Annotated in this window: 23 protein-coding genes; 3 read left to right on the top strand and 20 right to left on the bottom strand. The window is 48.6% G+C overall.

Features of this window, described 5'->3' with window-relative positions; all coding sequences use genetic code 11:
* Window positions 1-144 precede the first annotated feature (144 nt).
* From C7R92_RS24990 to tkt, 3 genes are all read right to left on the bottom strand, one after another.
* Complete coding sequence (locus C7R92_RS24990; protein WP_007721499.1) at window positions 145-495, bottom strand: hypothetical protein; 351 nt, start codon at window positions 493-495, stop codon at window positions 145-147.
* Window positions 496-596: 101 nt separating this feature from the next.
* Complete coding sequence (locus tag C7R92_RS24985; RefSeq protein ID WP_106836017.1) at window positions 597-3,113, bottom strand: PBP1A family penicillin-binding protein; 2,517 nt, start codon at window positions 3,111-3,113, stop codon at window positions 597-599.
* Between the two features lie 170 nt (window positions 3,114-3,283).
* Window positions 3,284-5,290 (bottom strand): transketolase, encoded by a 2,007-nt coding sequence (gene tkt / locus C7R92_RS24980; RefSeq protein ID WP_106836016.1) that lies wholly within the window; start codon window positions 5,288-5,290, stop codon window positions 3,284-3,286.
* A 129-nt stretch (window positions 5,291-5,419) separates the two neighbouring features.
* On the opposite strand from tkt, the gene C7R92_RS32440 reads away from it, so the two are divergent.
* Both C7R92_RS32440 and C7R92_RS24975 read left to right on the top strand, forming a co-directional pair.
* On the top strand, window positions 5,420-5,575 hold the full coding sequence (locus C7R92_RS32440; protein ID WP_167403233.1) for a hypothetical protein: 156 nt from the start codon (window positions 5,420-5,422) through the stop codon (window positions 5,573-5,575).
* Between the two features lie 15 nt (window positions 5,576-5,590).
* Window positions 5,591-6,049 carry an NUDIX hydrolase gene (locus C7R92_RS24975; RefSeq protein ID WP_106836015.1) on the top strand — a complete coding sequence of 153 codons (459 nt, stop codon included), beginning with the start codon at window positions 5,591-5,593 and terminating at the stop codon, window positions 6,047-6,049.
* Between the two features lie 62 nt (window positions 6,050-6,111).
* Here C7R92_RS24975 and C7R92_RS24970 read toward each other — a convergent pair whose 3' ends face one another.
* The 13 genes from C7R92_RS24970 to C7R92_RS24905 form a co-directional block, all read right to left on the bottom strand.
* Complete coding sequence (locus C7R92_RS24970; RefSeq protein WP_106836014.1) at window positions 6,112-7,632, bottom strand: FGGY family carbohydrate kinase; 1,521 nt, start codon at window positions 7,630-7,632, stop codon at window positions 6,112-6,114.
* A gap of 24 nt (window positions 7,633-7,656) precedes the next feature.
* Complete coding sequence (locus tag C7R92_RS24965; protein WP_106836013.1) at window positions 7,657-9,126, bottom strand: amino acid permease; 1,470 nt, start codon at window positions 9,124-9,126, stop codon at window positions 7,657-7,659.
* A 24-nt stretch (window positions 9,127-9,150) separates the two neighbouring features.
* A complete protein-coding gene (locus C7R92_RS24960) occupies window positions 9,151-9,921 on the bottom strand; it encodes a DeoR/GlpR family DNA-binding transcription regulator (protein ID WP_017250589.1) in 771 nt (256 codons plus the stop codon).
* 19 nt (window positions 9,922-9,940) lie between these two features.
* Window positions 9,941-10,408 (bottom strand): SRPBCC family protein, encoded by a 468-nt coding sequence (locus C7R92_RS24955; RefSeq protein ID WP_238144500.1) that lies wholly within the window; start codon window positions 10,406-10,408, stop codon window positions 9,941-9,943.
* Window positions 10,409-10,432: 24 nt separating this feature from the next.
* Window positions 10,433-11,272: an NAD(P)/FAD-dependent oxidoreductase gene (locus C7R92_RS24950; protein WP_106836012.1), complete on the bottom strand. Its 840-nt coding sequence runs from the start codon at window positions 11,270-11,272 to the stop codon at window positions 10,433-10,435.
* On the bottom strand, window positions 11,269-12,684 hold the full coding sequence (locus C7R92_RS24945) for an NAD(P)/FAD-dependent oxidoreductase (protein ID WP_106836011.1): 1,416 nt from the start codon (window positions 12,682-12,684) through the stop codon (window positions 11,269-11,271). The genes C7R92_RS24950 and C7R92_RS24945 overlap by 4 nt, the downstream gene beginning before the upstream one ends.
* Before the next feature lie 161 nt (window positions 12,685-12,845).
* Window positions 12,846-14,888 carry a methyl-accepting chemotaxis protein gene (locus tag C7R92_RS24940; RefSeq protein ID WP_106836010.1) on the bottom strand — a complete coding sequence of 681 codons (2,043 nt, stop codon included), beginning with the start codon at window positions 14,886-14,888 and terminating at the stop codon, window positions 12,846-12,848.
* A gap of 214 nt (window positions 14,889-15,102) precedes the next feature.
* Entirely contained in the window at window positions 15,103-15,690 is a 588-nt protein-coding gene (locus tag C7R92_RS24935; RefSeq protein WP_106836009.1) for a DedA family protein, read from the bottom strand.
* Between the two features lie 255 nt (window positions 15,691-15,945).
* The gene (locus C7R92_RS24930) at window positions 15,946-16,341 is read right to left on the bottom strand and encodes a hypothetical protein (protein WP_106836008.1); all 396 of its coding nucleotides are present in this window, start codon (window positions 16,339-16,341) and stop codon (window positions 15,946-15,948) included.
* 177 nt (window positions 16,342-16,518) lie between these two features.
* Window positions 16,519-16,929, bottom strand: a complete 411-nt coding sequence (locus C7R92_RS24920) for a hypothetical protein (protein ID WP_146147628.1) — start codon at window positions 16,927-16,929, stop codon at window positions 16,519-16,521.
* Window positions 16,917-17,345, bottom strand: a complete 429-nt coding sequence (locus C7R92_RS24915) for a DUF4280 domain-containing protein (protein ID WP_106836006.1) — start codon at window positions 17,343-17,345, stop codon at window positions 16,917-16,919. The genes C7R92_RS24920 and C7R92_RS24915 overlap by 13 nt, the downstream gene beginning before the upstream one ends.
* A 223-nt stretch (window positions 17,346-17,568) precedes the next feature.
* Window positions 17,569-17,775, bottom strand: coding sequence for a YqgQ family protein (locus tag C7R92_RS24910; RefSeq protein ID WP_017250598.1), 207 nt, complete (start codon window positions 17,773-17,775; stop codon window positions 17,569-17,571).
* Window positions 17,772-18,170, bottom strand: coding sequence for a hypothetical protein (locus tag C7R92_RS24905; protein WP_017250599.1), 399 nt, complete (start codon window positions 18,168-18,170; stop codon window positions 17,772-17,774). Before C7R92_RS24905 ends, C7R92_RS24910 begins: the two co-directional genes overlap by 4 nt.
* Window positions 18,171-18,192: 22 nt before the next feature.
* Between C7R92_RS24905 and C7R92_RS24900 the strand changes: the two genes are divergently transcribed.
* A complete protein-coding gene (locus C7R92_RS24900) occupies window positions 18,193-19,524 on the top strand; it encodes an MFS transporter (protein ID WP_106836005.1) in 1,332 nt (443 codons plus the stop codon).
* A gap of 64 nt (window positions 19,525-19,588) precedes the next feature.
* Here the strand turns inward: C7R92_RS24900 and abc-f are convergent, their stop codons facing one another.
* The 4 genes from abc-f to C7R92_RS24880 all read right to left on the bottom strand — a co-directional run bounded on the left by abc-f (window position 19,589) and on the right by C7R92_RS24880 (window position 24,209).
* Window positions 19,589-21,514: a ribosomal protection-like ABC-F family protein gene (gene abc-f, locus C7R92_RS24895; protein ID WP_106836004.1), complete on the bottom strand. Its 1,926-nt coding sequence runs from the start codon at window positions 21,512-21,514 to the stop codon at window positions 19,589-19,591.
* 444 nt (window positions 21,515-21,958) lie between these two features.
* Entirely contained in the window at window positions 21,959-22,756 is a 798-nt protein-coding gene (locus C7R92_RS24890) for a stalk domain-containing protein (RefSeq protein WP_106836003.1), read from the bottom strand.
* A 99-nt stretch (window positions 22,757-22,855) separates the two neighbouring features.
* Window positions 22,856-23,794 carry an AEC family transporter gene (locus C7R92_RS24885; RefSeq protein WP_106836002.1) on the bottom strand — a complete coding sequence of 313 codons (939 nt, stop codon included), beginning with the start codon at window positions 23,792-23,794 and terminating at the stop codon, window positions 22,856-22,858.
* A gap of 13 nt (window positions 23,795-23,807) precedes the next feature.
* On the bottom strand, window positions 23,808-24,209 hold the full coding sequence (locus C7R92_RS24880; RefSeq protein WP_017250604.1) for a hypothetical protein: 402 nt from the start codon (window positions 24,207-24,209) through the stop codon (window positions 23,808-23,810).
* Window positions 24,210-24,714 lie beyond the last annotated feature (505 nt).

Genomic DNA, 24,714 nt, shown 5'->3' with positions numbered 1-24,714 from the left:
GTGAGGATGTATACATTTTTTTACAAATTTTCATAAACATGTATGAGATATTAGACACCGTTACTATGAAAAGCGAACTTTGCTTTGTACACGCAAAAAAGCGCGTTCCCGGAAGTGGGAACGCGCCATGTTTTACTTTCACATCTATTTTTCTTCTTCCAATTCTCTCATCGATTCTTCTTGCTCTTCTTCTGGGTTCCAATAATCGAGCACTTTTCCTTGCAGAACTTTGCCTTGAATGAATTCTACCTGCTGCTCACTGAAATCCTCTGTCCACTCAATACCCAATTGTTCAGCTAGACGTACGACGGTCAGCAATTCTGACCAAGCCACGTAACGTTTGTACCAGAAGAACTGTGGCTGTTCGTTCATGTATGGGTACAGATCATCGAAATCGGTGTGTTTACAGTCAAGAGCTCGCTCAAAATTCACCTTGGTTTGGCGTAACTGTTCTTTGAAAAATGTGGGTAGATCTCTTTGTGCGTAGCCAGACATGGACTGTCCCCCCTGTCTCCCGATTTATTGGTATTGTACCACGCGAAAGAACCTGTGCAAATAGTCGAATCGGTTTTGAATCGTTCTTGCTGGGCTAATCTTTAGCCGTTTGATGCATCTGGGAACTGGTTCTGCCCCTCCTCTTGTGGAGGTGGCGGTAATTGGATTTCGTTGGAGGAACCATTTGTCTGACTAGGTTCTGGATTCACGATATCCGGTGGAACCTCACCTGTTCCCGGATTTGGCGATTGCCCACCATCTCCATTATTTGTATGCTCACCAGTTCCTCCGGTACCTTGGTCAGGTGGAATTTCACCATTGCCATTTTCCGTACCACCCGGATTTTGTCCCTGATCGTTACCTTCCTCGTTATGACCTGGATCTTGATTAATCAGATTCTCCAGCTTCTTGGAGTTGATCGGGACTTCTTTTGATGGTGTCCCTTCCTCACCTTGCGCATTTCTCGGAACAACTTGATAACGATATTGTCTTGGACTATCCAGCACATCTACGAACGAGGTTTCCTTCATACCCGCAGAGATGAGTTGTCTTTCGCCGTTTTCACTAATGCGGTACAAATCGTACGTACCACCTTCAGCTCCGCCAATCCAGCTAAGCACTACCTTCAATTGGTTATTATCCAATGTCATGTCTGCAGCCAATTCGATTTCCGGTTCAACTTCCTCTTGTTTATGTTGTACGACGCCTTCTGGTCGAACGAAGTCCGATGACGGCACACCTTTTAAGGCTGTTCCCAACACTTTGGAGAACATTTGCGCCGTCATGCTACTTCCTTGGTGCATCAAATGCTGTTTGTCCTCCGGATCGAAGCCCATCCAGACTGCACCGACGTATTCCGGTGTATATCCGACGAACCAAGCATCCTTGTTTGCTTTGCTGTCGCCTGCTATCGATTGGGTCGTACCGGTTTTACCTGCAACATGGCGGCCAGAGATACGCGCTGCCTTCCCTGTCCCTTCCTGAACCGCTTTCTCCAGCATAGTGTGAATCTCCCACGCTGCTTCAGGCTTCAGTGCCTCAGATTGTTTTGGCTGGTATTCACGGACGACACCCTCATCCTTGTTCTCAACCTTGGCGATCGAGTGCGCCTCGGACACTACCCCTGCATTCACAAAAGGTGTATATGCCTGAGCCATTTCCAGCGGGGATGTACCTACACTCAAGCCCCCGAGGGCAATTGCCAGGTTTCGATCGTTCGGAGTCAGCTCAATGCCGACTTTCTTGAGGTATTCCAAACTTGCTGGTACACCAATTTCATTTAATAACCAAACCGGCGGGATATTCGCAGAGTCGATCATCGCCCGGTTCATGCTCACCGTTTCCGTGTATCGGTTATTGTAGTTGCGCGGCTCGTAGCCATTGAAGCTCTGCCTTTTGTTGCTAAGTTGCGAGTTCGCGTTCCATTTGTTGATATCTTTATTGACTGCTGGAGCGAACACCGCGATCGGCTTAAAGCTGGAGCCCGGTTGACGCTTCATGTCTGTCGCATAGTTAAAGCCTTTTGCCGCATAGTTGCGTCCGCCCACCATCCCGGCAATTCCGCCCGTTTTCGCGTCGATGACAATCATCGATGATTCTACACCGCGCTTGGCGCCGTCTTTCGGGAAGTTTTTGGCCTTGGCATATTCCTCTACCATGGCATCCTGTACTTTCGGATCGAAGGTCGTGTAAATGTTCCAGCCTCCGCGGTACAGTTCTTCTTCTGTCACGCCAAACGTAGCTTCGGATTCTTCCACCATATGGTCAAAAAACGCGCGATAGCCTTTTTTCAAGCTCGCACCCGCCACTTCATGCGGTTCGGTCGGCAACGCCTCTGCTTGCGCTGCTTCTTTTTGCTCATCGGTAATGATTCCTTGCTCATACATCAGACGAATAACGGTGTCTCGACGCAGTTTCGCTTTTTCCGGATTGTTAAAAGGTGAATAAGTGGTCGGTGCTTTTGGAATGGCCGCCAGCATCGCTGCTTCCGCAACGGAAAACTTGTCATCGCTTACCGACTTGCCGAAGTAATACTGGGCAGCATCCTCTACCCCAAATTCCCCTTCGCCCAAATAAACGCGGTTCAAGTACATCTCTAGAATCTGATCCTTCGAATATTTGCGCTCCAAGCCAATCGCGATACTCATTTCTTTTGTTTTACGCCAGAACGTTTGATCTAGGGTGAGAAAGACGTTTCTTGCCAGCTGTTGGGTAATGGTACTTCCCCCTTCAGCTAACGATCCTTTTTTGATGTCATTGACGATGGCGCCACCGATCCGGACCATATCGACGCCTTTGTGTTCATAAAAGCGCTTATCCTCTACGGCGAGGAAAGCATCGATCAGAGTCTTTGGCATTTCATTAATCGGTTTGTATATACGGTTCTTCTGACGAATCAGACTCGTCATCTCGTTCCCGTTTTTGTCATATATGACAGTTGGTTCTGCTTTTAAGTCCTGTAGCTTTTGTACGTTTTGCTCAATCATCCGATCTCCCGCATACAACAGGGCGAAGTAGCCCCCAATAACACTAAGGAAAAGGAATATTGCAAACGATACGGCAATCATCAGCAAGTTGTTCTTTTTCTTCCTGACTTTCTTCTTGGCCTTTGCTGCCATTATTTACCTCCTGGTCTTCTCTCTCTCCCCCACATCTTATATAGACGGTCTCATTTCAAAAAAGTTTCTGTTTTGGGTTGTAGTCTATCATTCCATACAAAATTCCGTTTGTCACTGGAAAAGCCTATCTCCTGAAACAGAAGATAGGCTTTTTCCTAAAGGTTAACGATTTATTTCAGCAGTTTTTCTGCTTCAGCCACAACGTTTTCTACCGTGAAGCCGTATTCCTTCATGATGCGCTCACCTGGTGCAGATGCGCCAAACTGATTGATTGCGATGACCGTACCGCTATCACCAGCGTAACGCTCCCAACCCATTGGAGAGCCCATTTCTACCGCCACGCGTGCTTTTACAGCCGGTGGAATTACAGCGTCGCGATACTCTTTCGGTTGACGCTCGAACAGGTTCCAGCTCGGCATGGAAACAACGCGTGTTTCAATACCTTTCGAGAGGAGTTGTTCACGCGCCTGCATCACGAGGGATACCTCAGAACCAGTTGCCAACAGGATGAGCTGCGGGTTGCCGCTTGGCGCGTCTGCGAGAACATACGCACCTTTGCTCACGCCTTCTGCCGCTTTCTCAATGGTCTCAGGCAGGACTGGCAGGTTTTGACGAGTCAGCACCAGTACAACTGGCTCATCGGTGCGGGATACAGCATATTTCCAAGCCTCGTTCGTTTCTACTGCGTCAGACGGACGAAGAATGGTCAAGCCTGGCATCGCACGCAAGGAAGCGAGCTGCTCAATCGGCTCATGCGTCGGTCCGTCTTCACCAACTGCGATCGAGTCATGTGTAAATACGTACACAACTGGCTGCTTCATTAATGCAGAGAGGCGAATCGCTGGACGCACGTAGTCGGAGAATACGAAGAACGTACCGCCGTATACTTTTACGCCACCGTGGAGAGCCATACCGTTGAGGGCTGCACCCATCGCGAATTCGCGAACACCAAACCAAATGTTGCGGCCATCGTAAGAGCCTGGCAGGAAGTTGCCCGCTTCTTTAATCACCGTGTTGTTGGAATGTGCCAAGTCAGCAGATCCGCCCAAGAAGAACGGAACGCTGTTTGCCAATGCATTGATCGCATTACCGGAAGCAACGCGTGTCGCCAGCTTCGCGCCAACTTCGTACGTCGGCATATGGTTGTCCCAACCAGCAGGCAGATGACCTTCTTGTGCAGTCGTAAATTGCAGCGCCAGTTCCGGATACGCTTTTGCATAAGCAGCAAACTGGTCGCGCCAAGCAGCTTCTGCTTTTTCTCCAGCATCAGCCAAGCCTGCAAAGAAGTCAGTCACTTCTTGTGGTACGTGGAACTCACTTTCGTGGTGCCACTCGTAGTTTGCTTTTGTCAGCTTCACTTCGTCTTTTCCAAGCGGAGCGCCGTGAGAAGAGCTGGAGCCGCCTTTGTTCGGGCTTCCGTATCCAATGACGGTTTTTACTTCGATCAAGGTAGGACGATCCAAATCTTTTTTCGCTTCTGCGATAGCCGCGTCAATAGCAGCCAGATCATTGCCATCTTCTACGCGAATGTATTGCCAACCATACGCTTGGTAGCGATCCGCTACGTTTTCAGAGAAGGAACGGGAAAGCTCCCCATCCAGAGAGATATCGTTCGAATCGTAGAGCACGATCATTTTGCCCAGTTTCAGGTGAGCAGCCAGAGAAGAAGCCTCGCTGGATACCCCCTCCATCAGGTCACCATCGCCGCAGATTACGTATGTGTAATGGTCAACGATGTCAAAATTGTCGCGGTTGTAAACAGCTGCCATGTGCTTTTCAGCCATCGCCATACCGACAGCCATCGCGATCCCTTGTCCCAGAGGACCCGTTGTCGCGTCAACACCCGCCGTGTGTCCAAACTCAGGGTGACCAGGCGTTTTGCTGCCCCATTGACGGAAGTTATGTAGGTCTTCCAGTGAAACATCGTATTTCATCAAATGCAACATCGAGTATAATAGCATAGAGCCATGTCCTGCTGAGAGGACAAAACGGTCACGGTCAATCCATTTTGGATTGCTCGGATTTACTTTCATAAAGCGGCTCCACAGTACATGTGCCATAGGGGCTGCACCCATCGGCATTCCCGGGTGACCGGAATTCGCCTTCTCGATGGCATCAATCGCCAACGTGCGGATGGTATTAATGGATAGCTGATCAACAGACGTATGCTGAGTCATCTCGCAAAATCCTCCCTGCGTTTTCTAGAAATAACTACCGAGTATCGGGTAAAAACACACTGTGCCATTATAGCATAGTTCCCATTTAGAATCATGTTCGCTTTGCATGAATGAAGGAGGTCTTTTTCAATGAATTGGCTTTATCTTATAATCGGAATCGTCCTGGGTGCTGCTGGAATTATTATGCTGCTTATGGGCTTGACCAGCTCACCTATTTTGAAAAAAAACAGACTGGAACGCCGTAGACAGGCTGCCGAGAATCATCGCCCGGAAGAATATCATTAATAGAGGAGAATTCGCATGCAGATAGAGCGCTTCGCGATGCAGGTAGCCGTTCACCTTTTCCTAGTGAAGGGTGCGCAAGTCCTGTTATTACGCCGCTACAATACCGGCTACGAAGACGGCAATTATAGTGTTCCCGCTGGACATCTGGATGGGAATGAAGAAGTGAAGACAGCCGCGATCCGCGAGGCAAAAGAAGAATGCGGAATTGACATCGATCCAGCGAGCTTGGAGATGGTAGGCGTCATGCATCGTCGCTCCAATGATGAGCGCATCGATTTTTTTGTCGCTGCCACAAAATGGCGCGGAGAAATTATCAATGCCGAGCCGAATAAATGCGATGAGCTCGTATGGGCGGACATGGATAAATTACCCCCGAACGTCATTCCTTATGTGAGACAAGCTCTCTCGAACTTTAGACGAAAGCATTGGTTTGACAGCTTTGGCTGGGAGCCTGCATTCGAGTTGAAGAAGTAATAAAAAGCAACCAATCCGCCAAAAGCATTGTGCTCGCATTGGCAGTTGGTTGCTTTTTTACATTATCCTTCGCTTATTTGTAACAGAAGGTGAACCGCCTTGTTCCAACGAGTACGCAGTCTTTTCCTCACCGCTCCGTCCATCTGCGGCTCATAGCGACGCCCTACCTTCATTCGCGCTTCCAAGTCTTTCACCGACCACCAGCCGCACTCTTCCCCGAGTAGAAACGCAATCCCCATCGCTGTTGTTTCATTGATCTGGGGCACCTCAATCGGAACACCCAGCAGGTCTGCCTGAAACTGCATCAAATACGGATTGTCCGTCAAGCCGCCATCTACACGCAAGAGTGAAATCTTTTGTGCGACTGCCTGTTCCATTGTGACAAACACATCCGCTACACGGTGAGCGATCCCTTCCAGCATCGCTTTTGCCATCAGCGGTCGGTCAGTATGCTGGGAGAGTCCGAGAAACACCCCTCTCGCCTCCGAGTTCCAGTATGGCGTGCCGATCCCATTCAATGCCGGGATAAATAAAAGAGTGGTTGGGGCTTCTCCTTTGTAAAGTTCTTCATACCACTGCTCCGACCATCGTTGCAGCTCGTCTATATCCTGATACAGCCCAAGCTGCTCCTTGCCCCATTCGACAGCAGACCCCGCCGCATAAATCGCTCCATCCAGCGCATAAGTATGCTTGGCCCCGCGTTTCCAGACAAGCGTCGTCAAGAGTCCGCTCTCTTTCGTAGCAGGCGGTTCGTTTCCCACGTTCATATAAGCGAAGCAGCCCGTGCCATACGTGCATTTGGACATACCCGGCTCTATGCAGAGATGACCGTAAAGGGCGGCTGGTTGATCCACCTGGCTGACGAGAATCGGTGCTTGAATGCCGCAAAATGTAACCGGATCTGTACGGCCAAACGAGCCAACTGTTGGACGAACCTGCGGCAACCAGTCTTCCTCTATCTCCAAATACCGCAATATTTCCTCATCCCAATTCCCCTGCCGATGAGCAAACAACAGCGTTCGGGCAGCGGTGGAAGCATCGGTTACATACGAGGCACCTCCTGTCATCTGCCAGATCAGCCAAGAGTCAAGCGTGCTGCAATAAGCCTGCCGCTGTCGGATCTTTTCTTGCACCAGAGGCACTTCCTCCATCATCCATCTAATCTTAGTCGCAGAAAAATACGGGTCAATCAAAAGTCCGGTTTTCTCGGCTACCTTCTGTGCCCACACACCATCCGCCTTCCAACGCTCGGCGATTTGATCGGAGCGGCGGCACGACCAGACGACAGCTGGATAAAGCGGCTCTCCGCTGACCGAATCCCAGAAGACGACCGTTTCTCCCTGATTAGCTAAGCCTACCGCTTCCACCTGCTCAGGTTCGATACGTCCCTTGAGCAGCACGTCAGCGACACCCATCAAGACCTTTTCCCATATCTCCTCCGGGTTATGCTCCACCCATCCGGATTGTGGATAATATTGCGTGTGCTTCTGATAGCTTTCGGCAGCAACCCTTCCAAGGTGATTTACCAGTAGCACCTTGGTCCCAGTTGTTCCCTGATCGATCGACAGCAAATACTTTTCCATACAGCAGACTCCTTTTTCATTATTCTAGGCTGAATGATCTTCTTTCTCTTCATCAAATCGGAATGTTCTGTCTTTAATACCGATACGGCCCTCCATAATCCCTTTGCGGAACAGCAGATGATACAAAATGACGCCAACAGCGAGCAAGGTAGCTGCGACGATCGCTACGCTATGGAAATTTTTCGGAATGGTCAAGATGCCAATTTCAAAGATCAACCAAGCGATAGCAAGGAAAGTGAGCGGTGTGCGCCACTTGCCCAGGTCAAAGTACTTCGATTTGGGCAGTTCCTTGCGTTTCCAAGCATAAGCAGCAATCGTTGTCAGATAGAGAAGGGCAGGTAGAACCGAGGTGGCCCCTACCAGAAGGGTTAGGGAATCTGCGAATAACACAGCGAGAATGCCTAGCACTAAAACGAGTAAAACTGCGTTTGTTGGTACGGAAGTCTGGGGTGATACCTTCTTGAAGATGGAGGAAGCGAAGAATACATTGTCGCGTGACAACGCATAGATGAGTCGGGAAGCGGAAGCCATGATGATCAAGCCGCACGCGAAGATGGAGATGAGGCAAAGCACCAAAAAGAAGCTGGATACAGCAGAGCCAAGACTTGTTTGCAAAATGTACGGAATCGGATTCGCTACACCGAGCACAGCCGGCAGATCCGTGATGGCAACTGAAATGACGATCAACAGCAAGAAACCGATCATACCACTTAGTAATACGGATAAAATCATGGCACGAGGAACCGTTTTCTTTGCATTGATCGTCTCCTCAGAGAGATTTGCAGCAGCCTCGAAACCTACTAATGTAAAGGACCCCATCAGGGCAGCCATGATAAAAGCGCCTAGGTATGAACCGTCCGATTGAGTTGCAGCGGTACCGATATCGGTCAGCATGCTCCAATTTGCCCCGTTGTACATCACCACTGCCCCCAGCACCACAACGATCCCAGCCATACCGATCACTTCGGTGTATACGGCGATATCATTAATGCGAGTAGCCAGTTTCACTCCATAAATGTTTAATAAAGCTTGTACGACCAGTGTACCAATCACGATCCAGACCAGCGTCTTTGCGCCTGAATCCCAGCCAAACATCTCGGCAATGATGGGCGCCAGCGCATAGTCAACGGTTGGAACCACGATAACGAGAAAGCAAAAGGCAATCCAGCCAGCAAACCAACCAAGCCCCGGGTTGGCAAGACGTGTCACCCATTGATAGGAATAACCGCTCAATGGAATGCGTCCAGCCAGCTCTGCAAAAATAATGGCAACTAACAAATGCCCAATGGTTACAATCGGCCAGGTCCAGATACCAGCCGGCCCTGCCGTACTAAGCACAAATCCATAATTACTAAAAATGCCTGTGGTAATGGAAATGAAAGAAAACGCGACGGCAAACGAACTGAACAGTTTTAATGTCCGTCTCAATTCTTGCTTATAATGATACGTTTGCATATCTTGCGAATCATTTGCTTGTACCGATTGTTTCACCATTGATTGCCTCCCTCACCATTTGCTTTACACGGATGTCTTAGCAACGATGACTTGCAATCCTTCCTGAGCGAGTCGCCCAGCAAGAGATTGGGGTAGTTCCTCATCTGTAATGACTACGTCGATGTCGGATAGCTCTGCCACCCTCATAAAAGCGGTTACATTTATTTTGGAGTGATCAATCAGTGCATATGTTTCTTTGGCGTTTGTAAGCATCAGCTGCCTGATGTCTGACTCGCCCACATGGTAATCCGTAAAACCAGTTTCTGCTGCCAATCCCCCCACACCAATAAACGCTTTGTCTACAAACAAACCCTCGAGGCTTTTCCTGGCGATCGGACCGGACATGGCTAGATCCCCTGCGCGCAATTCACCCCCACTCATGATCACCTTCGCATCTGGGTGATGAGATAGTTCCAATGCCACCAGTAGCGCATTGGTTATCACTGTAATTCCTTTTTTATGGTAAAGGTGTTTGGCGAACAATTGTGTCGTCGTGCCCAAATCAATATAGATCGCGTCGCCGTCCTCCACCAAGGAGGCAGCGGCGACCGCAATCGCCTCCTTCTCCGCCAAGTTTAATCCACTACGCTTGGCATAAGGAGGTTCCACGTTGGTTTTATTCAGAATAGCGCCACCATGCACCTTCTTGAGTAGTCCCTGCTGCTCCATTTCATACAAATCACGCCTGATTGTTTCGCGCGTCACCGTTAATCGGCTGCATAGCTCCGCAATACGAACGGATTGATTTTCTTGTAGCATTTGCAGGATCAGCTGCTGTCTTTCTTCTTGTAGCATGGATGATCACCATCTTCTCTTAATTGTAAATCTCCTGACTAGACTGGAACAGGGTCTGGACGTTCGTCGCAAATTCTTCTGCCTTTTTCTTCACAGTCCCTTTCATTAGTATATCTCCTAATGATGCCAGTCGTCCTGTCATTTGCAAATCCATCTCATATTGCACCCGTGTGGTTCCCGGCTGTTCCTCTTTTAGCTGAAGGTGCAATTGATTGCGGAACAATCCTGCCAACGCTACCGGTTGTCCAGTCATCTCCACTTGCAGGGCTTCTCCATCTACCGCTTCTTTTAATTCCCCCGTGACGCGGAATTGAATCGTCATAAACTGTATTTTCACTTCCATGTTCGCTTCATAACGGGTGGGGCTACTCATTTTTACTTCTTTGCAGCCTGGTACGCAGCCTGACAGCTTTTCAACATCCATAAAGACGGACCATACATCCGCTTTGCTTGCCTGAATGGTAAACGAGTCGGATAGCTTCATCATGAACTCTCCCTTCTGATGATCGCTTTAAAAGAGTTGCTTGGCTGTTTCTTTAGCCAATTCCATCGAATTGGTGTGATCATCGTCGCCAAGGCAGGTACAGCTCCCTGCTGCATAAATATCTGGCAAATTCGTTTTCCCCGTGGCATCTACGATAATGGCATCGTGTTGATCACGCTCGATTGGCGCTCCTTTCAAGAAAAACGTGCAGGGCACCCGACCTTTTGCAAAAATGAGCGTATCGCACGCCACTTCGTTTATCTCATCCGTCATCCGATTTCGCAGCTGTACTCCTTCTACACGGGACAATCCCTTGATAGAGGTAAGCTCCCAATCTGATTCAGCATATTTGACTAGATTGCTCGTCTCTTTTTCCAGAAGGACCGCTGTACTGCGAGAGATTCTGCCATTCTCGATCAACACAATCTTGCGGCCCGGCTGATATCCTCGCTCGATCAACTGCATCGCCATCATCGGCGTCATGACTCCTGCTGGACGTGTCCCCGGAATTTTGTGCGCCTCACGCGGTTTTTCCAGCGAGCCTGAGGCGATCAGTACCTTTTTTGCCTCAATAGAATAGGTGCCCATCGGCGATTGGACGTACAACTGGTGCAGTTGACCATTTGCCCCTGGGAAAAAACCGACGACAGTTGATTGTTCGTGAATCTCGTAGGGAAGGGACGCGGCTTTTTCCAGCAGTTCCCGTTCTGGAGCAAACTCATCAGAGCTCCAATACGGTAAGGTGAAGCCACCTCTTCTCTTCTGGTAATCGATCATCAGAACAGAGCTGACTCCTCTTTCCCACGCTGAAAGGGCTGCTGTCAATCCCGAGATTCCTGCTCCAATGATCACCAATTCATACATCATGCCTGCTTCTCTCCTTGTGCTACAGCTAGATAGGAGTTTCTTACTCCTTTTAAAGGCTGCTTCCCGGTGTGTTCAGGATAGGTCTCGGCCATAACATCGATGATTTTGGGAATACAGCAGTTTCCTTGGCATTCTCCTAAGGTGGCGCCCGTCCGCCGCTTCACTCCATCAATGGTCTGTGGGGTGAGTGGACGCTTTAAGGAATTGACGATCTCACTCCGGGTAATGGAGCGGCACAGACAAATGATTTCTCCTGTTTCCTGCTCTTCTGAAAAAAGATCCGGCAGGGCATGCTGTGCCTGTTCGTTTGCTTGCAGCTCAAGCCCGGCTTTCTGGAGAGTTGCCGCTACCAGCTCTGCTATGCCAGGCGAAGCAGAGAGTCCAGTGGAACGAATCCCGGCGGCATGAATCATGCGTGGCTGTACAGCGGATGGACGGATGACAAAATCTCCTTCGCTGCAAACTGCCCTGACTCCGGCAAACTGACGAATCGTAGAGAACTGCCGAGAGTCGGGAACCAGCTTCTCACAGCCTGCCAGTACCGATTCCATGCCGGCCTGAGAGGTGGAACGATCCCATTTGTCCTCTTGATCCTCCGCCGTTGGCCCAAGTAGAAAACCGCCGAACACGACTGGTGAAACCAACACGCCCTTGGAGGTTTTCGTAGGAACAGGCAGGATGATCGAGGAGATGGATATCGCCTCTTCGGTCAAGATAAACTGGCCTTTACGCGGTGAAATCGAGAAGCTCTCATCTCCCACCATCCGGGCAATTTCATCAGACCATAATCCGGCAGCATTCACCGCATATCGGGTCGTGACCGTTTCACCATTTTCCAGCGTAAGGCGCAAGTCCTCTCCATTCGATACTGTCTCGATGTGGGAGACGCCTTGCCCAAGAACAACCTCCGCACCGTTTAGCACTGCTATCTCTCCGAAGGCTCTGGTGGCCCAGAATGGATCGCAGATTGCTTCACCTGGCACTGCCAATCCGCCTGTTACCTCGGCTGTCACAGCGGGATTCATCTCGAGAATCTCCTCAGCAGACATCCAGTGAACATCTACGTCATTCGCCTTTGCATTGGGAACATAGGTGGTTTCGATTATCTGCTTTTCTTCTTCGTTTGTCGCCACCATTACGGCGCCACATGGAATGAAGGGGATTCTCAGATTCTCAACCAATATTGGCCATAAGCTGCGGGAGCGGCGAAGGCACTCTGCCTCAACCGTGCCTGGCTTTGCATCAAACCCGGTATGAACAATCCCACTGTTCGCCTTGCTTGTCCCTTCACAAACGTCAGGCTGCTTCTCGATTAAAAGCAGTTTCAGTTGATAAAACGAAAGGGCGCGTAATATGGCTGTACCGACTACTCCACCACCAATCACCACAACGTCGTACTTATGGTTTTGCATTCTGTTCCACCAACCTCGGATTTTTGTTTGCAAAACATTGCTTTTGTTTGCTTTATTTCGTATTCATTATATTCTGACTTGTATTTTTCTGTCAATAAACGAACTGCTCCCATCGTATGATAGCAGCAGCTCATCATTTTGCATTTTTTTGCAAACAGTGGTTAGATTGTGAAACGGTTGATCATTTGTTGTAATTCCTTTGCCATCTGGTTTAATTGCTCTGCGGATGTAGAGAGCTGGTTCATCGAGATGCGCTGTTCTTCCGTTGAAGCAGCCACATTCGATGCACTTGCGGCAGATTCCTTTGCAATGGAAGACAACTGCAAAATGGATGCGGTCACCTGTTCCGTAGCCGCTGACATTTGCTCTGCAACCGAGGAAATTTCCTGAATCTGATCCGCTACATCCTGGGTAGAATCCATGATTCGGCGGAATGCTTCCCCTGTTTCATGGGCGATCTGGATTCCCGTTTCAACCTCGCGTGTTCCTTCATCCATAGCTTGTACCGCTGACGTCGTTTCCCGCTGGATTTCGGTAATCAGGTTGGCAATTTGGTTGGCCGAGTCGTTGGACTGCTCTGCCAGCTTGCGCACTTCATCCGCTACCACAGCGAAACCTCTGCCCTGTTCTCCTGCACGAGCAGCTTCTATCGCCGCATTGAGTGCCAACAGGTTCGTCTGGGATGCGATGCTTGCGATTACTTCCACGATCTGTGAGATTTCTGCTGAGCGGCTATCCAGCGAACGAACGACATCGGCAGAATGGCTTACGGATCGGTTAATCGAATCCATCTGTCCTGACACCTTTTCTACGGATTGGTTGCCCGCCACCGCTTCGTTTGCCATATGTTTCGATGATTCGGCCATCGTGGAGGAGGCTTCGGCAATCCGCTGAATACCAATCGCCATCTCTTCCATAGCCCGCGCACTTTCTTCGGCACTATGCTGTTGATTCTCCGTGCCGGTTGCTACTTCTTGGAACGACGAGGCCACCTGGCCAAAGGCAAGTCTTGCTTCATGGGCCTTCTTTGTGGAGGTTTCCGAGACTGTTCCTACTTGACCGGTATAGCCGCTAATATTTTTCATCATTCCGTGAAGATCTTCAATGAATGCATTCACTGCAGTCGCTACGTCGCCAATCTCATCCTTTCGCCGGATTGGGATCGTCTGGGTTAAATCCTTTTTTTCCACCAAATTAACGATGCCTGCTTTCAGTTGCAGCAGTGGACGTGCTACCTGACGATTAATGAACCAGTACAAGAACACGAGGAAAATGCTGATGGAGACACCAAAAATAATCAGGCTGATGTAAAGATATTGGGTAATCGGCCCATTAATCTCTGCTGCGGGCATGACAGTAGCTAGCGTCATGCCCGTTTCCCCGATTGGAGCGAAGGTGACGTATTGCTTTTGCCCACCTATGGTAGCCTGGATCATCCCCGTTGCGGTTGCTTCGGTAATGTTTTGGGCAATGTCCTTAAGCCCCGTCTCAGACTCGTCCGTCATTTTCACTTGCAAGTTCTTTTGTGCATCGCGATGGGAAACGTAAATGCCCGATTTGGAAACGATAAAACCGTAACCTGTTTCGCCAACCTTCAGATTTTCGATGCTTTTGTTAAGCTCCGTAAGTCCGATATCCAATGTCGTCGTACCGCTGATCTTACCTCCCACTTTAATGGGCGCAATGGCTGTAACCATAGGAACTTTGGAAATCGGGTCGGCATACGGCTCAGTCCACACATATGGTTTGTCAACCATCCCCGCTTTGTACCAATCCTGCGCAAGATAATCATAGCTACCGTCGCTGTAAGCCGGATCGAGCTCTACTTTGTCGTTATTGCGGATAGCGTACCTGCCGTACAGCTTTTGCGAGCTGTCGAAGCTGTATGGCTCCATCCAAAATCCACCGCCCACAATCAACGGCTCAGACGCTACGACATCGACCAGCGTCCCTTCGAGATGCTTGATGGTTTCCTTCGAGCCATGAGAGACAGAATAAGTGAGTGTTTCCGAGAGCTTGCCTGTCTTGTCCAGCATACCATTCAGATAAGCCGCCTCTTTGGCTACCTGCATTTGTAGCTTTGCTTCTACTTCATTCGAGATAATTTGCTCAAACTGGAGAAAACCAAACACTAGCTGAAGAATAAAAATACCGATGGTGATGGCAGCCAAAATGGTTACCAGCACATTTTTTATGCTCCTCATGCAAAAGCCTCCAATCACACAAATTGAAAAAATGGAAATTCATGACACGACGACATTTGGTAATCTACCCCACTATTACCATATGTAAACTTCTTTTTTCACAAACTTTTAAAAGCGTCAGAACATAAAGAAAATAAATCCACCTAACAAAAAGGCGCCTGCCATCCGAATAGTTCGTGGATAGTAGACGCCGTACTCTAGAAATTCGTAAAAATTACGAAACAGGTGGTTGCTTATTCGTTCGAGGTTCTTTCATTCCACCAAGACGCTGCAACTGGCGAATCATGAGGAACGAAAACCCTGCGAAACAAACGATCGTCAACGTAATTTTGCTATATTGATAAACTCCCGCAACCATTATTTCCAGTTGATCGGAGAACCAATAGCCTGCGACAAAGTAATGCAAAGTCCATACAATACTGCTCGGCATAAAGAATAGAAGGAACTGCCGAAACGACATTCGGCTGGCACCGGCGAGGATAGGCACGATATGACGAATAATCGGAAGAAAGATACCAAAAACAAGCAGCCAGCCCATTGACCCGCGCAATGCCGACAGGAAATCAGCACGCAAGCCCAGATTCCGGACCATCCAGCTAAATGCCTTCGCTCCCAGTAAGTACCCCGCGTAAGAAACAAGGAAAAAAACGGGGTATATGACCGCAAATGCAGTAAAAAAGTCCGCTCCTGTATTGGCAATCTGCGCCCCCACGGTCATGACCGTAATCTCATCAGGAATGAATTTTCCCAGCATGCCTGTAACCATCTCCCAGAATAGCTCGTAATACCCTGTAAACTCCACCTGTGCCGCCTCCTTTCTCTCTGCACTCTATCCTAACGGGTAAACCTTTCAAAAGAAGACAGAATTCCTTAAGAAATGAATAAGGATTTCTGAAGAATTTCTTACGAAGTGCGCAAAAAAGCTCATTCCTCCTTTGTGTTTAAAGTAGAATGAGCTTTGAAAATGAATCATGCTTGGTTGTCAAGTTTTTTTGTTTGGTTTGGATTGTATTGTACGATCTAGCTATTAAAATTGGAAACTGGTCTGCACAAGCACTTATTCGTACACAATAAACACTCTATTTCCACTTTGAATTGCTTGCTCTAAAAAGATAATAATATCCATTGTAATAGCCGGGAGCACTGGAATAATATTACTTGATTCATTTTCTGTAACTTTCTTAACATCAAATGATTTAAACAATTGTACTGCTTTTTCAACATTTGTGATTTCCCAAGGACTTTCTTCATACCATCCTTCATGAACGCAATATTCATGTAATATTCCATCTTGAACGGGAGCCTGTTGGACCAAGCAATCTAGCAATGATTCAAAATACCCATTCCAAAGTTTGAGCACTTGCACTTCATTTGATTTTTCATACATAAAGATTATCTCAGGCTCTCCTTCAAATCCAACATAATATAAATCATTTATCGCTTCTGATTTCATAATATTACTCCTTCCAATGACCTTGATCTAATATTCTTACTTGTTCAGGTGTAGCGGTTCCCGCTTTTCTAGCAGCTATTGCTTCATACCATTTGTACCCTTCCACCCATTCATCTTCTCCAGTTTTGTAAAATGACTTTGGTTTTTGTCCTCCACTACCTGGTATAGTTCTCTGAATTACCCAGGTGTTTCCTTGATCAACTGGCGCTCCAGAGGTTCTTGTATGCCACCGACTGCATCTGCATCGGCGAGGTTTAGCTGATCATCCCGCAACGTATCCAAGTCTTCCTGGATCGGCTTAACATAGCTTTCTTGCACAAATAGTTTTACACCCTTAGGTAAATCCTCTGCCGCCTTTTGCAAACCTTTCGGCAAATCATTTGCCGCTTTCTCCAAAGCTCCTGGCAGCTCACTTGCCGCTTTTTGCATTGCAGCAGGAACATCTCCCAGCTTTGATATTCCTTTGACGAAGTTGTCCCACATGGTTGGCTTTTCCTGCGGCTTCTCGCAAGCTGGTCCTTGTCCAAAACTGGCATCTGAAGGCCCACTGTTAGCTGACGATTGATTCCCTATCGTTACACCACCCAAATCCTGCCCATCGCTTCAATCTTGATCAGTCCACAATGGAAACACATATTCGTGGATTTGTTCAGCAATGCGGGGTGTCCACCAACCATTTTGTCCGGCTTTCCATCTATCCATGGCATGGTCATCACAGGTGTGCACGGCATTGGCGTTAGTACACCATTATTTGCTGCGGTGGCAGAAGCGACAGCGGGATTCTTCAAGCTGCTGCACTTTCCAAATGGCATGATATTAACGTTGGGAACGAAGTCCAAGATGTTCATTTGCGGCTTCCCTTTTACAAAAACACCATGACTGAACGGCATTTTCAGCCGACTTAACTGACTTCCGCTGCTGCATGATAAAATGGCACCAACAACCACATAGCTCTTGCGTTCCGCATTCGATTTTTGGACGGAGATACCTTCAATATTGGGCATACAGTCTCCTCCTCTCTGTAAGGTTCCTATACAGATGGAAGATGCTCGTGCTAATAGATGAAGACCAATATCCACTCTATATATAAAAAGGAAATAATGCCCATACGGTAAGTTTCGGACACTGAACTAATAAAATTACATTTCACTATGGGGTATCGACCACAAAAAAAACGTGTTCACCATCTCCCGCATACACACGGCTTGGCAAACACGTTCTTACTCTTTATTCTATTCCCTCAACCTTTCGCTTGCTGCGCAACGCTGACATGGCTTCTATGAACTCTTCCTTGTCAATGACATTCAGCTCATATAGCTCCCGAATTTCATCTTCTATCAACAGCAAATCCCCTTCAGGATCGCCAGTATAAATAACCAATCCGAAACGGTGCAGAAACGCCTTCAAATCGAATTCATTCGGGTTTATTTTCAATGAGCTCCCTCCAGATCGATTTCCATCCTGGCGAGGACGGCATCGTAATCAAACTCGACAGCAAAGCCGGTAATGACGATGATCTTCGCGTGTGGATACGCTTCTTGCCACGCCTCCTCCTCTTCCGGTTTCAATCCGACGATATACAAAGGGTCCACGGACAGCTGTGGGTGTTCTTGACACAAGCGTAAAAACTCCTTGCTTCTCTCCTGTTCGACAGCCGCATTCAGGACGAGGACAGCTCGCTCAACTTCTCCAGACTCTCTTTGTTTAGCCAGCAACTCAAACGTTTTGACCGAAGGCACAAGGGCGTTGATCTCAGGAAAACGATCGAGCACTTCATCCAGCCAATCATCTTCATGCCAGGCTAGGTAGTAAAGCATCGCAGTAGACATGTAACAAACACCTCATGGATATATACTTGACAATATAAGTAGCCATTTCTTTTCTATTATAGCACGTCTCGCCAGAACTGCCCACGTTGCTGGCTTGACTTCACCTTTTCCTTCACGTAAGGTGGAAAAAGCAAACAATCCGCTTGAAAAGATTTTTGTGCGAAAAGAGGTAGACGTAGTGAATAAGAAGCACCTTGCCCTCTTGTTCTTTATTGCTTTTTTCATCATGCTCGGTTTTGGCATCATTATCCCCATTCTTCCCTTTTTCGCGGAAAAATTGGGTGCGACATCGTTTCAAATCGGTGTCCTTTTTGCCAGCTACAATATTATGCAGCTGGTGTTTGCACCGATTTGGGGAGCACTTTCAGACAGAATCGGGCGAAAGCCACTCATATCATTCGGGCTGTTCGGCTTTTCCATCACCTTTATCCTGTTTGGACTAGCTGACAGTTATACGGAAATGCTCCTGTATCGCATTTTAGGTGGAATCGTCTCGGCTGCCGCATTGCCAACTGTAACCGCTATGGTGGCGGATCTCTTCCCTTCAGAAGAACGGGCAAAAGGGATGGGAATCATTGGAGCCGGGATTGGACTGAGCTTTGTCTTCGGTCCGGTAATTGGTGGACTGCTCAGTGAATTTGGCTTCGCCGTTCCCTTCTACGCTTCGGGTATCGTGGCGTTGCTTACGTTTTTCCTGATCCTGTTTGCCTTGCCGGAGAGCTTGCCGAAAGAAAAGCGGGCGAATCTACAAAAAGAACAGCGGCAAAATCCGCTTGTCTCTTTGTTTGGTTCCATGTCCTTGCTGTACGGTATTTTGTTCACCGTCTCCTTTGCTTTTTCCGGACTGGAAACGACTTTTGCCCTGTACATAAGTGATTTGTACGGTTTTACCTCCAAAGACCTCGGCTATATGTTTCTCGTCATGGGCTTGATCGCTGCCGCAGTACAAGGCGGGCTCATTGGAAGAATGGTCAAGCAGCTAGGGGAAGCAAGCGTCCTCGTCATTGGGATGATTCTTTACGGTATTGGATTTTTTGCCATTCCGTTGTCGGGTAATTTTTGGGTGCTGGCGCTGATCCTCTCGTTATTCGGAGCGGGACAAGGAATGATCAGAGCGACAGCCACAGCGATGATCACCCAACGGACGACACAAGGACAAGGCGTAACGAGTGGGGCAATCAGCTCGATGGACAGCCTAGGACGCATCTTGGGTCCATTAGCTGGTGGAGCGGTTTACCAGGTCTCCCACAGTGGGCCGTTCTTCCTCGGAGGAGTCTTGATGGTATTGCTCCTTCTCTGGTTTGTCAGCGGCTATCGTCGCCTGCCAGAACCAAGCACTCAAGCACAATCGTAAGCGATACAAAATGAAGCACCGCCAGCATTCAACACTTTGCTGGCGGTGCTATTTTTATTGCAGCCTACTGTTCCTGTAGCTGCATCCAAGCCGAAAAGGTTCCGTCTATCTCCTGCTGCACCTGATTGATCGATTGTTGCCAAGCCACTAACTGCTCATAATCTGCCCCTTCACTTTGGAGCAAGGCTGTCAATTCACCTTTTCTTTCTTCTAACAAAGCTATTTTTTGTTCAAGCTCTGCCAGCTTGTATGGATTCGGACGTTTGGCTGTCGCATTCGTCACGGCCGCCTCTTGAACTTGCTTGACTGCTGGCTGCTTTCGCTCTAGTTCCTCCGGCTTACTGGCACGAGCTGCGATCCGCTGCTTTTGCTTTTCCCTTGCTTCCTCATAGGTACCCACATCGTGAACCAGCCGCTTATTTTCCACCCAAAACACACCATCTGCCATCTTTTGCAGGAAATAGCGATCATGCGAGATGATAAACAACGATCCGTGAAAATCCGCCAACGCTTCCTCCAATGTTTCTCGCGCTTCAATATCCAGATGGTTGGTCGGTTCGTCTAGAATGAGCAGGTTGATTTCCTGATGCATCATTTGGGCCAAGCGCAGTCGCATCCGCTCTCCGCCACTCAACTGCCCGATCCGCTTGAAAACTTGTTCGCCGTAAAACATAAACCGTGCCAGTAAATGTCGTGCTTCCGGCTCTGTCACTCTGGCTACCTCACGGAAAACGTCAATCAGCCGCTGATTTTGATCCCCTTCCAAAGCTTGCTGTGACAAGTAGCCCACCTTAACGCTGCTGCCAATTTTGAGCGTACCTACGTCTGGCTCAACCTCTCCTAGTAGCATGCGAATCAACGTAGATTTCCCGCAGCCATTTGGTCCAAGCAGCGCTTTTCGCTCCCCGTAGCGCAACAAAAAGCTAGCGTCCGCAAACAACTGTTTTCCGCCAAATGTTTTCTGTACCCCCGTCGCTTTCAGCACATCCTGCCCGCTTCGGTCGGTCTTCATAAACTGCAAGCCCATGCGATCCGCTTCCATTTTCGGTCGCTCGATACGCTCAATCCGCGCTAGCGCCTTTTCCATGCTTTTTGCCCTTCGGTGAAAAGCCTCGTTCGGCGGATTGGAACGATTGCCCCACTCCTTGAGCCGTTTGATCGTTTCTTTCATTTTCTTGATTTGCTTCTGCTGTTCCTGATAAGCGGCAAACTGGCGCAGCAAGCGTTCTTCACGCTCCGTAGCGAATGCGCTGTAATTGCCAATATAGAATTCGGCTTCTCCTCCGTCCACATGATAGACAGACGTGACGACCGCATCCAAAAAATAACGGTCATGGGAGATAATCAGGATCGTCCCCTGATAATTTTTTAAAAACTCCTCTAGCCACTCCATCGACTCCACATCCAAATGGTTGGTCGGCTCATCCAAGAGCAAAACATCGCTTTTCTGGCAGAGTAGCTTTGCAAGGCCCGCCTTTGTCTTTTCCCCACCGCTGAGTTGGGCAAAAGGTGTCGCTAACAGTTCTGCACTAACGCCCAAGCCCTGTGTCACCTGGGTCATTTTCGTCTCCCACTGATAGCCATCCCGTTGTTCAAATTCATCTTGCAGCTTTTGATAGCGTAGCATGAGGCGGTTTAGCTCTTGTTCATTTTCGTAAAGCAACCCCATCTGCTGCTCGAGCTCGCGCATCTGCTCCTGTAGCTTGATGACATCGGTAAACGCGCTGGCTACAACATCCGTCCCCGTCCACTCAGCTGGATACTGCGGCGTTTGCGGTAGGTACGCCCAAATCGTTCCTTTTGCCCGAAAAAGCTCACCCGAATCGGGGCCTTCGATACCTGCCAGTAGCTTGAACAACGTGGTTTTGCCTGCTCCATTCGGTCCGACGATCCCAACGCGTTCTCCTGCCTTGATTTCCAACGTGATATCTTGTAAAACCGGATCTGCTCCGTACGATTTCTGTAATTGCTGCGTCGCGACAATAATCATGATTGTTTCCTCCTTGAAATGTTGGTAACGGTTCAAATTAATGGATTTCCTGGTGGCCCCGGCACAATTTTTGAGACCACCCCGCACGTGCGAGTGGACGCAAAAAAGCCGCAGGCCATTACCTGCGGCATCGTGAAAGGGACCGACCTTACGTCAGTTACCCATTATAGACAAGAACAAACCGTCCCTGATCGATGCATGGTACGCCTATGGAAACTCCGTTCAGTTGTATGCGCAAAAAAGGACAGACTGGTCCCGTTGAATACAAAATCATGCGTCATACTGGAAGTTTCTACCACAAACCATGCTTGCAGAGTTCCGAACACGTACACACACCTCCATTTCTCAAGGGATAGGAAATCACAACCATATCTTACATCAGGAGTCACACAAAAACAAGAGGGCCTGCTGTAGCAGACCCTCTACGTCGTTTGCCCGATTTTCTTATCGACTTCCGTTGCCGTCTGTGGCAAACAGCGGCTTCTTCGTCTCTGCATCCAAGAAGACAATCGTCGTGTAAGGTGGCAGCTTCACTTTTGCCGCCAAGTACGGATAGGAAATCACTTGCGGGTACATTCTCCCCGGATCAGGCAGCGTTTGTTTGACATACACAAAAAGCTGCTCCCAGCTCTGCTCGACTTTGGTTACTTGCAGTCCGTAGCCAGGATTCGGTGAGGACCCGCGTGCGATGACATAAAGATCTCCCTGCTTGTGAATGCCTTGCTGTTCTTTTACCGAGTCAATAAATGTACGTTCCTGTTCCGTCAGCTTATCGGCATCGACAAGCGTAAAACCACTCTCTTCTCCGGCCATCACAATTTCCACCGCCTTTTTCTCGGCATTCCACGTGATTTGATGTCCGGCCTGCTCTGCCATCCATCTCAACGGCAAATACACTTGCTTGTCACGCACGATTGCGCCCTGCCCATCTTGCAGCGACTTGCCATTCAACGCTACTTTTCCTGTAGCCAGTTGAAACGTCAGCGTACCTTTTGCCAGCTTCATTTCTCCATTCGTTGCGTCTTGTTTCCAAGTGCCTTCTAAAATCCGGCTCGCATCCTCGGCAGAGACATACGTACGCTGCTGGACGAGAATCGGTGCTTTTGCCAAGGTAGATTGCTCTCCGTTTACCAGGATCGCAGTTGTCTCTGTTTGTGCTGTGCTAGCCCCTGCCGCCTGCACAGGGTATGCTGCCAATATCTGGAGTGTCAGTGCAACTGCCAAAATCGATTTGCCTTTCATTGTTGTTCCTCCATCCCTGATCATCATTTTCGTCATTCTTTACTTGTTAGACATAGGTTACCTCTTATTCGTTTCACTATGACTGAGATTGGCGAGAAATTAGTGCAAGAGCCAATTTCCCATGATCAGAACAACCGGGATAGACAAGAGCGCCAGCAAGGTAGAACAAACCGTCGTCATGGCACCCATCTCCTCATCTGCCGCGTAGCGCCCGAACAAGATCGAGGCCAATGTCAGGGTGGGCATTGCTACTTGCACAAGGGAAACGCTGACGATATCGCTGTCGATTGAAAAAACGGACAAAAGAAAAGCCGTCATCAGCGGAAAAACAACTAATTTAAACGTGAGTGGCATACTCAAAAGCTTTAATGACACTTGCGGTTTATTGCGCAAAAACATAGGCAAGAGCATACCAATGTACATCATAGCTAACGGAGAAGCGAGCTTGGACAGCGTTCCAAACAGTTGCTTCACAAGCTCAGGTGGCACAAACCCGATGATGGCAGAACCGAGTCCAAAAACGATTGCAATCATCGGGATGTTGATGAGTGTCTTGAGCCCTTTCAAGGAGAAGCTTCCTTTTTCTTGGAGCATCATCACACCCACTGTCCATAGCACAACATCTACGCCTGCGTCGAAAATAGCGGCCAAGAGCGCCCCTTTTGGTCCAAACAATGCCGCACAAAGCGGTAAACCGATGAAGCCTGTATTCCCCAAGCCGGACAAGAGCGCGATCTCCCGACGTTTTTTTACCGGAAGCGGAAGTGCACGCGCACCTAGCCAGCCGATGAAAATGCCCAGGCAGTTTAGGATAATCGAAATGAAGAATATTGCAAAAATTTGGTATAAAATTTGTTGATCAATGGTTGTCTGAAAGATCCCGTCTAAAATAATGCACGGCATGGCAACATTTACAATAATCGTGATGACGAGTTGGCGGGAGTCCGCAGTCAAGGGTTGCCGGTAGCCGATTAAGCTACCGATCCCAATGATGACGGCCATGATGAGGATGGACTGCTGCAACGTTTGTAGTTCCATGCTGCCCTCCTGCCTACATTTCTACCGGAAGCCATTCGAGTTCGGTTGGCTCCCCTTTTTCACATGTTCGTAGTAAATCTCCGCACAAAGGAACAACTTGCTCAAGCGGAACGCACCAGGAAAGGGGAAAGGCAACTTCACTACCCTCGATGACGAGCGTGGACATTACCGCCGATTGCTTGTCTGCCGCAAGTACAAAGTGCTGCTCAACCGGCTCGTGTTCTTTCCATTGCACTAATACTTTGCCGTTGTTCCCGCCTGCTACGACCAAATCCACATGGTCTCCATACGCTGCGTGTACCAACGTCCGCGTTACTCCGTCCAATTGAGCGATTTCCTTCAGCACTTCATGCCAAGCTACATGCTTTTGCTCCATTCCACTTCCATCTGTATACATACGCCAGTCGTTTAACATGTTGATTGACTCCTTTTATCGGTGCGCTCTCCTATGAAGAACAAGCACGTCATTGCTTGTAGGCCTTTCAATTCGTACTAATTGTACGCTTCTTGACGAGGAACCTCAACCACTACTTCTGCGCCAAGTTTTCGTCTCATGCACATAGCCACCGTATGAATAGAGAATCTTAAAAGAGAGAACAAGTATAACGTTACTGTAGTCGTGGGGAGGAAACAGGAGAAAACGCTCAGCTTCTTGTCCCACCCGCTGTGGGATTGACTGCCCGCCTCCATGCAAAAAGCGAAACCGCGTCCAAAGTGGTCATTTCAGGATGTAATTCAGAGGTGGACGCTTAAGGGCATGTTTCCCTTTTTGCATTCCGTCTCGGTCGGTGTACCAAAGATCTTCGCTGTTTTCTCCTGTTTCCTCTACGAGCTTTCCGTGCTTAAACGGGTCTTAAAAGCATTAAAAGATTGAAGAATGTCATCGGTTACGACAGAGAAGAATATTTCCAGACGTAGCG

The sequence above is a fragment of the Brevibacillus porteri genome (genome assembly GCF_003013475.1).
GTDB classification, from domain to species: domain Bacteria; phylum Bacillota; class Bacilli; order Brevibacillales; family Brevibacillaceae; genus Brevibacillus; species Brevibacillus porteri.
The sequence above is the reverse complement of the archived record's forward strand: the minus strand, read 5'-3'. Positions and strand labels throughout refer to the sequence as shown.

What these genes read in the sequence shown, in the direction of transcription:
- C7R92_RS24990 (WP_007721499.1), bottom strand. Translation starts at nt 495, where the DNA reads ATGTCTGGCTACGCACAAAGAGATCTACCCACATTTTTCAAAGAACAG.
- C7R92_RS24985 (WP_106836017.1), bottom strand. Translation starts at nt 3,113, where the DNA reads ATGGCAGCAAAGGCCAAGAAGAAAGTCAGGAAGAAAAAGAACAACTTG.
- tkt (WP_106836016.1), bottom strand. Translation starts at nt 5,290, where the DNA reads ATGACTCAGCATACGTCTGTTGATCAGCTATCCATTAATACCATCCGC.
- C7R92_RS32440 (WP_167403233.1), top strand. Translation starts at nt 5,420, where the DNA reads ATGAATTGGCTTTATCTTATAATCGGAATCGTCCTGGGTGCTGCTGGA.
- C7R92_RS24975 (WP_106836015.1), top strand. Translation starts at nt 5,591, where the DNA reads ATGCAGATAGAGCGCTTCGCGATGCAGGTAGCCGTTCACCTTTTCCTA.
- C7R92_RS24970 (WP_106836014.1), bottom strand. Translation starts at nt 7,632, where the DNA reads ATGGAAAAGTATTTGCTGTCGATCGATCAGGGAACAACTGGGACCAAG.
- C7R92_RS24965 (WP_106836013.1), bottom strand. Translation starts at nt 9,126, where the DNA reads ATGGTGAAACAATCGGTACAAGCAAATGATTCGCAAGATATGCAAACG.
- C7R92_RS24960 (WP_017250589.1), bottom strand. Translation starts at nt 9,921, where the DNA reads ATGCTACAAGAAGAAAGACAGCAGCTGATCCTGCAAATGCTACAAGAA.
- C7R92_RS24955 (WP_238144500.1), bottom strand. Translation starts at nt 10,408, where the DNA reads ATGATGAAGCTATCCGACTCGTTTACCATTCAGGCAAGCAAAGCGGAT.
- C7R92_RS24950 (WP_106836012.1), bottom strand. Translation starts at nt 11,272, where the DNA reads ATGATGTATGAATTGGTGATCATTGGAGCAGGAATCTCGGGATTGACA.
- C7R92_RS24945 (WP_106836011.1), bottom strand. Translation starts at nt 12,684, where the DNA reads ATGCAAAACCATAAGTACGACGTTGTGGTGATTGGTGGTGGAGTAGTC.
- C7R92_RS24940 (WP_106836010.1), bottom strand. Translation starts at nt 14,888, where the DNA reads ATGAGGAGCATAAAAAATGTGCTGGTAACCATTTTGGCTGCCATCACC.
- C7R92_RS24930 (WP_106836008.1), bottom strand. Translation starts at nt 16,341, where the DNA reads ATGAAATCAGAAGCGATAAATGATTTATATTATGTTGGATTTGAAGGA.
- C7R92_RS24915 (WP_106836006.1), bottom strand. Translation starts at nt 17,345, where the DNA reads ATGCCCAATATTGAAGGTATCTCCGTCCAAAAATCGAATGCGGAACGC.
- C7R92_RS24905 (WP_017250599.1), bottom strand. Translation starts at nt 18,170, where the DNA reads ATGTCTACTGCGATGCTTTACTACCTAGCCTGGCATGAAGATGATTGG.
- abc-f (WP_106836004.1), bottom strand. Translation starts at nt 21,514, where the DNA reads ATGATTATTGTCGCGACGCAGCAATTACAGAAATCGTACGGAGCAGAT.
- C7R92_RS24890 (WP_106836003.1), bottom strand. Translation starts at nt 22,756, where the DNA reads ATGAAAGGCAAATCGATTTTGGCAGTTGCACTGACACTCCAGATATTG.
- C7R92_RS24885 (WP_106836002.1), bottom strand. Translation starts at nt 23,794, where the DNA reads ATGGAACTACAAACGTTGCAGCAGTCCATCCTCATCATGGCCGTCATC.
- C7R92_RS24880 (WP_017250604.1), bottom strand. Translation starts at nt 24,209, where the DNA reads ATGTTAAACGACTGGCGTATGTATACAGATGGAAGTGGAATGGAGCAA.